This is a genomic window from Inhella gelatinilytica, from assembly GCF_016093295.1.
Classification (GTDB): Bacteria; Pseudomonadota; Gammaproteobacteria; order Burkholderiales; family Burkholderiaceae_C; genus Inhella; species Inhella gelatinilytica.
Genome location: NZ_JAEDAL010000001.1, coordinates 381,249 through 392,640 on the forward strand (window position 1 = coordinate 381,249; position 11,392 = coordinate 392,640).

Sequence of the window (11,392 nt, forward strand, 5' to 3'; positions counted from 1 at the left end):
TCAGGGACTTCATGCGCTCCACACTCTTTGCCCCCGTTCTCGCGGCCGCTTCGCTGCTGGCCGCGCTCGCCACCCCTCCGGCCCTGGCCGCCACGCCCTGCAAACGCCAGGCGCTGGAGGTGCCGGTGGAATTGGTGGACTACCGCCCCATCGTGACCCTGACCGTGGCCGGCCAAGAGCTGCGCATGCTGTTGGACACCGGCGCGTTTTTCAGTAGCCTGAAAACCAGCACTGCCACCGAACTGGGCTTGCCGCTCAAACGGGCGCCCGCGGGGCTCCAAGTGGAAGGCTATGCCGGCGCCATTGATTACCAAGTGACCAAGGTCGACGAAGTGAACTTCCACGGCTTGCCACTGAAGAACGTCGAGTTCCTGGTCGGCGGCAACGAACTGGGCCTGGGAATCCGCGGCATCCTGGGGCGCAATTTCCTGGGCCTGACCGACATGGAATACGACTTGGCCCAGGGAATGGTTCGCCTGATCTTTCTCAAAGGCGATTGCGAGGAAGTGCACCCGGTCTACTGGGCCAACGACGTGCCGGTGATCGAAGCCGACTTGGAGGGCGGTCCCCGCGACAAAACCTTGCGGGTCGACGTGAAGGTCAACAACAAGCGCTTCAATGCCATCCTGGACACGGGCGCATTTGCCAGCATCCTGAACCTCAGCGCGGCGCGGCGCGCCGGCATGGAGCGCGATTCCTTCAAAGAACTGGGCCGCATTGGCGGCGGCGGTGAGGGCAGTCTACGGGTGTGGACAGCGCCCCTGCGCAGCTTTGAACTCGGCGGACAAAAGGTCAGTGAGCTCAACATCAAGGTAAGCGAAGCCCATAGCCGCGACTTCGACCTGATTCTGGGCCTGGATTACTTTCTGTCCCACCGCATCTACGTCTCCTACCGCCAACGCAAGCTCTACGCCACCTGGAACGGCGGGCCGATCTTTTCGCAGGGCGCCGTCAACCGCACCGAGGATGCGCAACAAGGCGCCGCGCGCAACGAGGCCGTACCGACGGACGCCGCGGGCCTGGTGCGCGTGGCCAGCGCTGCCGCCACGCGCGGTGACACCGCCACCGCCCTGCAGCACCTGGACCGCGCCGTGGCCCTGGCACCGGAATCGCCCGACGTCAGACTGGCCCGGGCGCGCGTGCTGAACACCGCGCGCCGCGGTGAAGCCACCCTCCGCGACTTGGACGAAGCCCTGCACCTATCGCCCGAACTGCATGCCGCGCGCCTACTGCGTGCCCAGATTCGGACAACGTTGAAGCAACGAACGGCTGCGGTTGACGATCTGCAGGAACTCGATCGACGTTTGCCCCAAACAGCCGAGCCCCGGCGTGACATGGCGAATCTGTACGCCCATTTGGATCACCTGCCCGAAGCCTTGCGCCAGTGGGAACTGTGGATGGCCCCCCGCCCCAAAGACGCCGACCGCCTGCAAGTCCTGAACGCCCGCTGCTGGCTGCGTGCACGCCTGAGCCAGCAATTGGAAGCAGCCCTGAAAGATTGCCAAGCCGCCATTGAGGGCGACGAAGAAAACCCCGCGTTCCGCGACAGCCTGGGCTGGCTGCAGCTGCGGCGCAACCAGCCCGAGGAGGCACTCAAGGCCTTCAATCAAGCGCTGAAGCGCAAGCCGGATCACGCCTGGGCCTTGGTCGGCCGCAGCCTCAGCCAGCGGCAGCGAGGCGAGGCCACAGCGGCGCAGCAAGACTGGGCCGCGGCCCTGGCGGCGAACGCCCGCATCCCCGAGGAAGTTCAGAACGCCGGCTTTGGGGACCTGCTGGAGCGCCACAGCGCCCCTTAACCCCGGCCCGGCGCGCCAGCCGGGCCGCGAGCCCCCGGGGCTCAGGCCCCGTCCGGGATCTCCGGCTCGACCAGGCGGGCCAATTGGTCCAGCGTCTCCTGCCAGCCCAACTGGCAGAACTCCAGCGGGATCACGTCGGGGATGCCGGCCTGGGTGATGCGCAACTCGGTGCCGCACAGCACGCGACGGAACTCGATCGTCACCTGCATCTCGCCCAGCAGGTTCGGATCGTCAAAGCGATCGGTGTAGCGCAGCCGCTCGCCCGGCACGATCTCCAGGAACTCGCCGCCGAACGAATGGCTGCTGCCCGTACCAAAGTTGGTGAAGCTGGCCCGGTGGCGGCCGCCCACGCGAACATCGAGCTCGTGCACCTCGGCGGTGAAGCCATAGGGCGGCAAGAACTTTTCCATCGCCTTGGGGGTGATGAAGGCCTTGTAGACGCGCTCGGGCGGCGCACGCAGCACGCGTTGCAGGTTCAGGGTGTTGGGCATGGGAACGCCTCCGACAGGATTGGGGGATTCAGGCCTCGCACGCTTGCTTCAAGCGCTGCAGGGCGACTGGCCACATCGTGTTCATCATCTCGACGTAGGCCTGCGGCACCTGAGTCAGCTCGACCTCCAGGCGGGTGCCACCGCCCTGCACCAGCAGGTGGTAGCGCTCGAACACCCCCTGCCAGTCCGAACCTTCCTTGGGAGCCCCGCCCGCCAGTTCGCCCAGGTGCTGAATGCTGACGGCCTCGGGCGCACGCGCCAGCTCGATGCGCGCGCGCATGCCATCGCCCGAGGGGCCGAGAAACAGCATGTCCGCCCCGGTTTCCCAGCGCCCCTGGTAGGTCGAGCCCTCACAGAAGGCCGCGGTCCAGTCGCGATAGCCAGCCTCGCCCAGCATCTGCTCCCAGACCCGCTCCCGCGGCGCCAAGATCTCAACCGAATAGTTCAAGTCTTGTCCCATCACGGGGCCTGCTCGCAGTTGAACATCCACTGGATGCCGAACCGGTCCTTGAGGCTGCCGAAGTAAGCACCCCAGAACATGTTTTGCAGCGGCGTCTCCACCGTCCCGCCCTCGGCCAGGGCAGCGAACAGGCGGTCGGTCTCGGCGCGGGTGTCGGGCTGTAGGTTGATGTAGAGGTTGTTCCCGCCCTTGCAGTCAAAGCCCATGCTGTCCGGCGCGTCGCTGCCCATCAACACATGGGCGCCGCCGAAGATGGGCAGCGAGACGTGCATCACCAACTGGCGGTCCGCCTCGGACAGGGGCGGGCACTCGCTGTTGGGCGGCATGTCCCCGAAACGGTGCAGGCCCCCTTCGAACTCGCCGCCAAACACCGCGCGGTAGAAGCTGAAAGCCTGCTCGCACTGGCCGGGGAAATTTAGATAAGTGCTCACTCTTGCCATGGGGCGCTCCATTGGGTGGGGGAAAGTGCCGACAACGGGAAGTGCGGAGTGTCGACCGAGAAGCCGGCCGCTTCAAGCAAAGGGCGGGCTGCTTGGGTCAGCCCTGCACCCGAATCAGATCGAGCGGGAAGCGCCGCCCCGCCCCGTAGTCGTCCAGGCCGCGCAGCATCAGCGGCGAGCGCAGCTCGTGAGGGCGCGCGCGGATTTCCTCTGGGCTCAAAAGCAGTGTCTCGATGATGGGTTCGTCCAGCACCTCGCGCTCGCGCGGACCGACCGAGCCCACAAACGCGATGCGCAAGAAGCGCACCGGCTCGCCGTCGGTCATGCGGATGTCGCTGAGATAAAAGCCCAAGATGGCCTCGGGCTGGAACGGGTGGCCCGTTTCTTCCAAGACCTCGCGACACACCGCCTGCAGCGGATCCTCGTCGGCCTCCAGGTGGCCGGCGGCGTTGTTGATGCGAACGCCATCGCGTGAGGTCATCTCGCGCACCCACATCAGCTTGCCTTCGTGTTCGATATAGGCCGCCACCGTGACATTGGGCTTCCAGCGTGCGCTCATCGTTACTCCTGGATGGAATGATGTTGGGATTGTGTAAGCTGCGCCGGCTATTGCCGGCCCCGCCGGCCCCAGGAGTTCACCCATGTTGATTGGCGTTCCGCGCGAAAGCGCGGCTGGCGAAACCCGTGTCGCCGTGACCCCAGAAACCACCAAGAAGCTTAAAGCCCAAGGACACCGCATCGTGGTGGAGCGCGGCGCTGGACAGGCGGCGGCCTGTTTGGATGCGGCCTACGAGGCCGCGGGCGCCGAGTTGGGCGATCGCGCTGCCGCCTTGGGCGCCGAGATGGTGCTGAAAGTCCAGCGACCCAATGCCGAAGAGCTGGGGCTGATGAAAGCAGGCACCGTACTCGTCGGCCAGCTCAACCCGTTCGACCGCGAGGGCCTGCAGGCCATGGCCAGCGCCGGCTTGACCGCTTTCGCCCTGGAAGCCGCGCCGCGCACCACGCGGGCGCAAAGCATGGACGTGCTCTCCAGCCAGGCCAACATCGCCGGCTACAAGGCTGTGATGCTGGCGGCCACGCATTACCCCAAGCTCTTCCCCATGCTGATGACGGCGGCCGGGACCATCAAGGCGGCCCGCGTGGTCATCCTGGGCGTGGGCGTGGCGGGCTTGCAAGCCATTGCCACGGCCAAGCGGCTGGGCGCGGTGATCGAGGCCTCGGACGTGCGGCCCGCCGTGAAGGAGCAGGTCGAGTCCCTGGGCGCCAAGTTCATCGAAGTGCCCTACGAGACCGACGAAGAGCGCGAGGCGGCCCAGGGCGTGGGGGGCTACGCCAAGCCCATGCCGCCGAGCTGGCTCAGCCGCCAGGCGGTGGAGGTGGCCAAACGCGTGGCGCAGGCGGACGTGGTGATCAGCACCGCGCTGATCCCGGGACGTCCGGCGCCCACCTTGATCAGCGAAGACATGGTCAAGAGCATGAAGCCCGGCTCGGTCATCGTCGACTTGGCGGCCGGCCGCGGCCCGGGTGGCGTGGGCGGCAACTGCCCGCTGACGCAAACCGGCCAGATCGCCCAGGTGCACGGCGTGACGATCATTGGGCTGGACAACCTGCCCGCGACGGTGGCCGCCGACTCCTCGGCGCTCTATGCCCGCAACGTGCTCGATTTCCTCAAGCTGGTGATCGACAAAGAGGCCCGCTTCACGCTGCCGGCGGACGACGACATCGTCACCGCCTGTTTGGTGGCCCGCGACGGCGCCGTGACCCGCGCTTGATTGGCCGCGCCTGATTTTTTCTGTTTGGATTGTTTTCATGAATCGCCTCATGCTGCGGGCCAAGTTGCACCGCGCCACCGTCACCGAAGCCGACCTGCACTACGAGGGCTCGTGTGGCATCGACGAAGACCTGATCGACGCCGCCGACATGCGCGAGTTCGAGAAGATCGAGCTCTACAACATCAACAACGGTGAGCGGTTCTCGACCTACATCATCAAAGCCCCGCGCGGTTCCGGCACGATCTCGCTGAACGGCTCTGCCGCGCGCAAGGCCATGGTGGGCGACCTGCTCATCATCTGCACCTACGCCCCGATGACCGAGGCCGAGGCCGAGGTCTACAAACCCAAGGTGGTGTTGCTGGAAGACGGCAACCGCATCAAGGCCCTGCGTACTTTTTGACCCTCACCCGGAGACCACCATGGACAGCGTCAGCCCCCTGGTCCTGAACCTCATCATCTTTGTGCTCGCCATCTACGTGGGCTACCACGTGGTGTGGAACGTCACCCCCGCTTTGCATACGCCGCTGATGGCGGTCACCAACGCCATCTCGGCCATCGTTATCGTCGGCGCGATGCTCGCCGCGGCCCTGACCGAAGGCCCCCTGGGCAAGACCATGGGCGTGCTCGCCGTGGCCCTGGCCGCCGTCAATGTCTTTGGCGGCTTCTTGGTCACGCGTCGGATGCTGGAGATGTTCAAGAAGAAGGACAAGAAGTCGGCAGGAGGCCAGGCATGAAGGCGCTTCTCGCAATCGCCGCGCACGCGGTTTCGGCAGTCTCAGCGCTCGTCACGGGCCTGTGCATCTGGGGCGCGGCCGGCGTGGTCTGGGGCGTCGCGGGCGGACTGAGCGTCTGGCTGCTGGATGCCTTCATCGCCCACAAGATTCAGCAAGCCAAAGACGCCACGGCGGCCGGAGCACACGCATGAGCATGAACCTCGTCACCCTGCTGTACCTCGTCGCCTCGGTCTGCTTCATCCAGGCGCTCAAGGGCCTCTCGCACCCGACCACCTCCATTCGCGGCAACCTGTTTGGCATGGTGGGCATGGGCATCGCCGCCTTCACCACCGTGGCGCTGATCCTCAAACTGGCCGAGCAACTGGGCGCGGCCAACCCGGCCTCGGGTCTCGTCTATGTGCTGGCCGGCCTGGTGCTGGGCGGTGGCTTGGGCGCCACCATGGCCAACCGGGTCGAGATGACCAAGATGCCGGAGCTCGTGGCCTTCATGCACAGCATGATCGGCCTGGCCGCGGTTTGCATTGCTGTGGCGGCCGTGGCCGAGCCCTTTGCGCTGATCCCTGGCATCGCCCGGGGCGATCACATTCCACCGGGCAACCGGCTGGAGCTGTGCCTGGGCGCCGCCATCGGGGCCATCACGTTCAGCGGCTCGGTCATTGCCTTCGGCAAGCTCAGCGGCAAGTACAAGTTCCGCTTGTTCCAGGGCGCGCCGGTGTCGTTCAAAGGTCAGCACCTGCTCAACGCCGTGCTGGGCGTCGCGATGCTGGTGCTGATCGCCCAATTCACCCACACGGAAAGCCCCACCGCCTTTGCCCTGGTCTGCGCCATCGCCTTTGTGCTCGGTGTGCTGATCATCATTCCCATCGGTGGCGCGGACATGCCGGTGGTGGTGTCCATGCTGAACAGCTACTCCGGCTGGGCGGCGGCTGGCATCGGCTTCTCGCTGAACAACAGCATGCTGATCATTGCCGGTTCGCTGGTGGGCAGCTCGGGGGCGATCCTGAGCTACATCATGTGCAAGGCCATGAACCGCAGCTTCTTCAGCGTGATCTTGGGCGGCTTCGGCGGCGAGGCAGCGGTGGCACAAGGGGCACAGCAGCAGCGCAACGTCAAGAGCGGCAGCGCGGACGACGCCGCCTTCATCCTGGGCAACGCCGAGACCGTGGTCATCGTGCCGGGCTATGGCCTGGCCGTGGCGCGCGCCCAGCACGCGGTGAAGGAGCTGGCCGAGAAGCTCACGCACAAGGGCATCACGGTCAAGTACGCCATCCACCCGGTGGCTGGCCGCATGCCGGGCCACATGAACGTGCTGCTGGCCGAGGCGGAAGTGCCTTACGACCAGGTCTTTGAGATGGAGGACATCAACGGCGAATTCGGCCAGGCCGATGTGGCCATCATTCTGGGCGCCAACGACGTGGTGAACCCCGCCGCCATGGTCAAGGGCTCACCCATCTACGGTATGCCCATCCTGGAGGCCTACAAGGCCAAGACCGTGATCGTCAACAAGCGCTCCATGGCGGCGGGCTACGCGGGTCTGGACAACGAACTCTTCTACATGGACAAGACCATGATGGTGTTTGGCGATGCCAAGAAGGTCGTCGAAGACATGGTGAAGGCGGTGGAGTAGGAGACTGGGCCATGGGCGGGCAACAGGTGCGGTTGACAAGGGTGCCCCACAGGGTCCGGCTCCTCGCGGGGGTGGCGGTACTGTTTGGCGGCGTCGCGCTTGCAGCCCCACCCGGTGCTCAAAAGCCCCCGGTTCGATTCTTGGTGTCGGAATCGTGGACCATGCCTCTGGGGCAGTTCGAGCGAAGTGCTGGACAAACGCCACGACTGACTGGCGGTGTGCTGAAACTCTGGCAAGAAGCGCTGGCTGCGGAATTGGGGCGTCCCGCGGAATTGGTGGTGGTGCCCCGGCGGCGCGAAGAATTTGTCACCGAAAAAGGCAGTGCAGATTTGCGGTGTTTGACGTCACCGGACTGGATACCCGCCAGTCACTTGGGTCTATATGAGTGGCCTCGACCGTTTATGGCCATTCGAGAGTTCATCATCGCCAACCATCCTCATCCGCTTACGAACTTGGAAGATCTGCCGCAAGGCGCCTTGATCGGCACCGTGGGCGGATATCACTATCCAAAACTGGAAGTAGCCTTTGCGTCGAAGCGGCTGCGGCGCGACGATGCGACCCATGAGAGCTCGGCCCTAAGCAAGCATTTGGCGGGGCGCGTGGACTTCACGGTCATGCGCGACATTGACGTGCTGTACCAACGGCAGCGCGATGCCGGCCAAGCCGCGCGGCTCCACATCACTGGCGTAGAGATCACACGCACTTCGGTTTACTGCGCTCGGATCCAACATGGGCGGATCACGCTCACCGAGCTGACACGTGCCCAGGACCGACTGATGAAGCAAGGCCGGCTGGAACAAATTGTGGAATCGGTCATCGGCACCAAGTTTGCCCAACCCTGAAGTCCGAAGCCCGATCGGGTCGAGTCCTCAGCCCAACACCAGCCGCACCCCAAGCCCCACAAAGACCACCCCCGCCGCCCGATCCAACCACATAGCGATCCCAGGCTTTTGTTGCAGGCGCTGGCCGATCGCCCCAGCGAACCAACCCAACAGCCCAAATAAGGCGGCCGCCTGCAATGTGAAGATCACCCCAAGCTGGGCCAATTGCCAACCCACCGGGCCCCGAGCCGGTTGAACAAACTGCGGCAAGAACGCCAGGAAGAAGAGCACCACCTTCGGGTTGATGGCGTTGGCCACCAACCCCTTGAGAAACAAGCGCCCCAGCGATTCCGACGAGACGCCCTGGGACCCAACCGAGGCCCCTCCAGCGCTGCGCAGGGCCTGGACCCCCATCCAAACCAAATACAGCCCACCGGCCACTTTGAGCGCCAGGAACGCGGCGGGGCTGGCCGCCACCAAGGCGCTCACCCCCAAGACCGCCAAGAGGGTGTGATTCAGGCACCCCAGCGCGCAGCCGAGCCCAAAGACCAAACCCGCCCATCGCCCCCGCGACATGCCCAAACCGAGCACCATCAGGTTGTCAGGGCCTGGCGAGGCGGTGACCACCAGGGCGGCCAACAAGAAGGCAAGGGCTTGATCGGGGCTGAGCATGGCGGTCATCTTAGGGAAGGCCCCGGGCCTAGGCCAATTCCCTAGCCCCAGGGGGCGGCTCGGCTCGCAGAATCCATCGGTCCTGCACAGGAGGCGACGTGGAAAAACTGTGGCTCAAGCACTATTCGGACGGCGTGCCGGCCGACATCGACCCAGGGCGGTACGCCAGTCTGGTGGACTTGATCGAAACGGCGTTTGCCCATCATGGCCCCAAGCCCGCCTACAAGATGATGGGGGCGAGCAAGAGTTTTGCGCAACTAGACGATTCGTCTCGCGCGCTCGCCGCTTACCTGCAAAGCCTGGGGCTGACCAAAGGGGATCGGGTCGCCATCATGATGCCCAACATCTTTCAGTACCCGGTGGCCATCGCTGCGGTGCTGCGCGCGGGTTTTGTGGCGGTGAATGTCAACCCGCTCTACACCCCCCGCGAGCTGGAGCACCAACTCAAGGACAGCGGCGCCAAAGCCCTCATCATTGTTGAAAACTTCTTGGCCACGTTCAAAGAGGTGGCCGAGAGAGTGCCCACAAAGCACGTCGTGCTGGCCGCCATCGGGGACAGCTTTGGCTTCCTCAAAGGCCTGGTCATCAACTACGTGGTGCGCAAGAAGAACAACCTCCAGCCGCTGGAGCTTCCCGGCATGGTGCGCTTCAATGACGCCGTCAAGCGCGGCCGCGCGCTCCCCTACCAGCGGCCGGATTTGAAAGCCGACGACATCGCCCTGTTGCAGTACACGGGGGGCACAACGGGGGTCAGCAAGGGCGCGGTGCTGTTGCACCGCAACCTGGTGGCCAATGTGTTGCAGGCCGAAGCCTGGTATCAGCCCGCGCTGAAAAAGATTCCCGCGGGGGAACAAGCGCACACGGTCTGCGCACTGCCGCTGTATCACATCTTCGGTTTCACGGCGAATCTGATGCTCTCCCTGCACATGGGCGGCGTCAATGTGTTGATTCCCAACCCGCGAGACATTCCCGCCGTGTTCAAGGAGCTCAGTGCGCATCGGATTCACAGCTTCCCGGCGGTGAATACCTTGTTCAACGCCATGGCGAATCACCCGGACTTCAACAGCGTGGACTGGAGCCATCTGGTGATTTGCGTGGGCGGCGGCATGGCCGTTCAGCAGGCGACAGCGAAGCTCTGGCTGGAGAAAACCGGCTGCCCGATTTGCGAGGGCTATGGGCTGTCGGAAACCTCACCGGTGGCCACCTGCAACCCGACGGACAGCACGGCCTACACCGGCACGATTGGGCTGCCGGTCTGCAACACCGAACTGAAGCTATTGGACGACGAAGGCCACGAATCGGCGCCAGGGCAGCCAGGTGAGATCGCCATCAAGGGCCCCCAGGTGATGGCGGGATATTGGCAGCGGCCTGACGAGACCGCCAAGGTGATGACGGCCGATGGTTTCTTCCGCACCGGCGATGTGGGCATCGTGGACGAGCGCGGTTACTTCAAGATCGTGGACCGCAAGAAGGACATGATCCTGGTGTCGGGTTTCAATGTTTATCCCAATGAAATTGAAGACGTGTTGACGCAAATGCCCGGCATCTTGGAGTGTGCCGCCGTGGGGGTTCCGGATGAAAAGGCCGGGGAGGCAGTCAAGGTCGTGCTGGTGAAAAAGGACGCGGCCGTCACCGAGGCCGCCGTGCGCGCGTATTGCGAGGCCAATCTCACCGGCTACAAACGGCCCAAGATCGTGGAGTTCCGCGACGAGCTGCCCAAAACACCGGTCGGAAAAATCTTGCGCCGGGAACTGCGGGACAAGCCCACGGCCTGAATTCCAACTCCCGCCGGGGGCCTTTAGGGACTGCGTCGGCGCCGCAGGCTGCGGCGGGCCGCCAGTACCGCCAACACCAGGCCCGTTAGCGTCAGCCCCAGCGCCAGCGCCGTGGCCCCCTGGATGAGCGGGTGGTTGAAGTCTTCGCCCTCGCTGTAGTCCATCAAGTGCAGCCGCCAGAAAAAGTCGTAGAGCACCCAGGCGTCGTTGCGGACCGCCAGCAACTCGCCGCTGCGCGCATCCACGTACAAGCGCGTGCGGCGGGCATCGTCGAAGTGGACGCACCACAGGGGTCGCGCCCCCGGCAACTCGCGCACGATGCCCAGTCGACGGGGCGCGCGCTCCAAGCGCTCGATACGGATCGCACGCTCCGCAGGACCTCGGTACACCTGCCGAGCAAATTCACGCACGGCGGCTTCGTCCGGCGGACTCAGCGTCTGCCCCGCCATGTCCACCCAGCGCTCGCCCTCGGCCAACCGCAGGCGCAGCGCCGGCCCTCGGGCCGTGGCCACACTGCTGACCTGCAACACCTGCCCCCCTTCCCGGTCCAGGTGCGCCGCCAGAGCGGCCGCCCACCCCGCAGGCAGCCGCACCACCGGACGGGCGACGTCGGCCTCCGCTTTCACCCAGGCCTTGAAGGGGACCCAGCTAAAAATGACACCGCCCAGCACCCAGGCCAGCACCTGCACGGCCACGATCCACCCCAGCCAGCGGTGCCAACGAAAGAAACGGGCGCCCCACGTCATGATGATCCTTTGTGTTCAGTGCGTTCAAACGGTTCAAGTGGGTCGCGATCGTAGCCAG

Annotated in this window: 14 protein-coding genes; 8 read left to right on the plus strand and 6 right to left on the minus strand. The window is 65.0% G+C overall.

The features are described 5' to 3' along the window. Positions 1-11 precede the first annotated feature (11 nt). Entirely contained in the window at positions 12-1,796 is a 1,785-nt protein-coding gene (locus tag I7X43_RS01780; RefSeq protein ID WP_198099171.1) for a retropepsin-like aspartic protease, read from the plus strand. Between the two features lie 41 nt (positions 1,797-1,837). On the opposite strand, the gene I7X43_RS01785 is transcribed toward I7X43_RS01780, so the two are convergent. The 4 genes from I7X43_RS01785 to I7X43_RS01800 form a co-directional block, all read right to left on the minus strand. Beyond that, a complete protein-coding gene (locus tag I7X43_RS01785; protein ID WP_198099172.1) occupies positions 1,838-2,287 on the minus strand; it encodes an SRPBCC family protein in 450 nt (149 codons plus the stop codon). 28 nt (positions 2,288-2,315) lie between these two features. Next, positions 2,316-2,747 (minus strand): SRPBCC family protein, encoded by a 432-nt coding sequence (locus I7X43_RS01790; protein WP_198099173.1) that lies wholly within the window; start codon positions 2,745-2,747, stop codon positions 2,316-2,318. Continuing rightward, positions 2,747-3,178: a VOC family protein gene (locus I7X43_RS01795; protein ID WP_310737504.1), complete on the minus strand. Its 432-nt coding sequence runs from the start codon at positions 3,176-3,178 to the stop codon at positions 2,747-2,749. The genes I7X43_RS01790 and I7X43_RS01795 overlap by 1 nt, the downstream gene beginning before the upstream one ends. A 106-nt stretch (positions 3,179-3,284) precedes the next feature. Then, positions 3,285-3,746: an NUDIX domain-containing protein gene (locus I7X43_RS01800; protein ID WP_198099175.1), complete on the minus strand. Its 462-nt coding sequence runs from the start codon at positions 3,744-3,746 to the stop codon at positions 3,285-3,287. An 82-nt stretch (positions 3,747-3,828) separates the two neighbouring features. Here I7X43_RS01800 and I7X43_RS01805 point away from each other — a divergent pair, with 82 nt between their 5' ends. The 6 genes from I7X43_RS01805 to I7X43_RS01830 all read left to right on the plus strand — a co-directional run bounded on the left by I7X43_RS01805 (position 3,829) and on the right by I7X43_RS01830 (position 8,162). Beyond that, positions 3,829-4,959, plus strand: a complete 1,131-nt coding sequence (locus I7X43_RS01805; RefSeq protein WP_198099176.1) for a Re/Si-specific NAD(P)(+) transhydrogenase subunit alpha — start codon at positions 3,829-3,831, stop codon at positions 4,957-4,959. Between the two features lie 37 nt (positions 4,960-4,996). Then, positions 4,997-5,359: an aspartate 1-decarboxylase gene (gene panD / locus I7X43_RS01810; protein WP_198099177.1), complete on the plus strand. Its 363-nt coding sequence runs from the start codon at positions 4,997-4,999 to the stop codon at positions 5,357-5,359. Positions 5,360-5,378: 19 nt separating this feature from the next. Next, positions 5,379-5,693, plus strand: coding sequence for an NAD(P) transhydrogenase subunit alpha part 2 (locus tag I7X43_RS01815; protein ID WP_198099178.1), 315 nt, complete (start codon positions 5,379-5,381; stop codon positions 5,691-5,693). Next, positions 5,690-5,884, plus strand: coding sequence for a hypothetical protein (locus I7X43_RS01820; protein ID WP_198099179.1), 195 nt, complete (start codon positions 5,690-5,692; stop codon positions 5,882-5,884). Before I7X43_RS01815 ends, I7X43_RS01820 begins: the two co-directional genes overlap by 4 nt. Next, positions 5,881-7,320, plus strand: coding sequence for an NAD(P)(+) transhydrogenase (Re/Si-specific) subunit beta (locus tag I7X43_RS01825; protein WP_198099180.1), 1,440 nt, complete (start codon positions 5,881-5,883; stop codon positions 7,318-7,320). Before I7X43_RS01820 ends, I7X43_RS01825 begins: the two co-directional genes overlap by 4 nt. A 218-nt stretch (positions 7,321-7,538) precedes the next feature. Then, positions 7,539-8,162 (plus strand): transporter substrate-binding domain-containing protein, encoded by a 624-nt coding sequence (locus tag I7X43_RS01830; protein WP_198099181.1) that lies wholly within the window; start codon positions 7,539-7,541, stop codon positions 8,160-8,162. Between the two features lie 27 nt (positions 8,163-8,189). Here the strand turns inward: I7X43_RS01830 and I7X43_RS01835 are convergent, their stop codons facing one another. Continuing rightward, positions 8,190-8,813, minus strand: a complete 624-nt coding sequence (locus tag I7X43_RS01835) for a LysE family translocator (protein WP_198099182.1) — start codon at positions 8,811-8,813, stop codon at positions 8,190-8,192. A gap of 98 nt (positions 8,814-8,911) precedes the next feature. Between I7X43_RS01835 and I7X43_RS01840 the strand changes: the two genes are divergently transcribed. Continuing rightward, entirely contained in the window at positions 8,912-10,588 is a 1,677-nt protein-coding gene (locus tag I7X43_RS01840; RefSeq protein WP_198099183.1) for a long-chain-fatty-acid--CoA ligase, read from the plus strand. A gap of 23 nt (positions 10,589-10,611) precedes the next feature. Here the strand turns inward: I7X43_RS01840 and I7X43_RS01845 are convergent, their stop codons facing one another. After that, positions 10,612-11,334, minus strand: coding sequence for a PepSY domain-containing protein (locus I7X43_RS01845; RefSeq protein WP_198099184.1), 723 nt, complete (start codon positions 11,332-11,334; stop codon positions 10,612-10,614). Between the last annotated feature and the right edge of the window lie 58 nt (positions 11,335-11,392).

What these genes read in the sequence shown, in the direction of transcription:
- I7X43_RS01835 (WP_198099182.1), bottom strand. Translation starts at nt 8,813, where the DNA reads ATGCTCAGCCCCGATCAAGCCCTTGCCTTCTTGTTGGCCGCCCTGGTG.
- I7X43_RS01820 (WP_198099179.1), top strand. Translation starts at nt 5,690, where the DNA reads ATGAAGGCGCTTCTCGCAATCGCCGCGCACGCGGTTTCGGCAGTCTCA.
- I7X43_RS01845 (WP_198099184.1), bottom strand. Translation starts at nt 11,334, where the DNA reads ATGACGTGGGGCGCCCGTTTCTTTCGTTGGCACCGCTGGCTGGGGTGG.
- I7X43_RS01785 (WP_198099172.1), bottom strand. Translation starts at nt 2,287, where the DNA reads ATGCCCAACACCCTGAACCTGCAACGCGTGCTGCGTGCGCCGCCCGAG.
- I7X43_RS01790 (WP_198099173.1), bottom strand. Translation starts at nt 2,747, where the DNA reads ATGGGACAAGACTTGAACTATTCGGTTGAGATCTTGGCGCCGCGGGAG.
- I7X43_RS01815 (WP_198099178.1), top strand. Translation starts at nt 5,379, where the DNA reads ATGGACAGCGTCAGCCCCCTGGTCCTGAACCTCATCATCTTTGTGCTC.
- I7X43_RS01800 (WP_198099175.1), bottom strand. Translation starts at nt 3,746, where the DNA reads ATGAGCGCACGCTGGAAGCCCAATGTCACGGTGGCGGCCTATATCGAA.
- I7X43_RS01780 (WP_198099171.1), top strand. Translation starts at nt 12, where the DNA reads ATGCGCTCCACACTCTTTGCCCCCGTTCTCGCGGCCGCTTCGCTGCTG.
- panD (WP_198099177.1), top strand. Translation starts at nt 4,997, where the DNA reads ATGAATCGCCTCATGCTGCGGGCCAAGTTGCACCGCGCCACCGTCACC.
- I7X43_RS01805 (WP_198099176.1), top strand. Translation starts at nt 3,829, where the DNA reads ATGTTGATTGGCGTTCCGCGCGAAAGCGCGGCTGGCGAAACCCGTGTC.
- I7X43_RS01825 (WP_198099180.1), top strand. Translation starts at nt 5,881, where the DNA reads ATGAGCATGAACCTCGTCACCCTGCTGTACCTCGTCGCCTCGGTCTGC.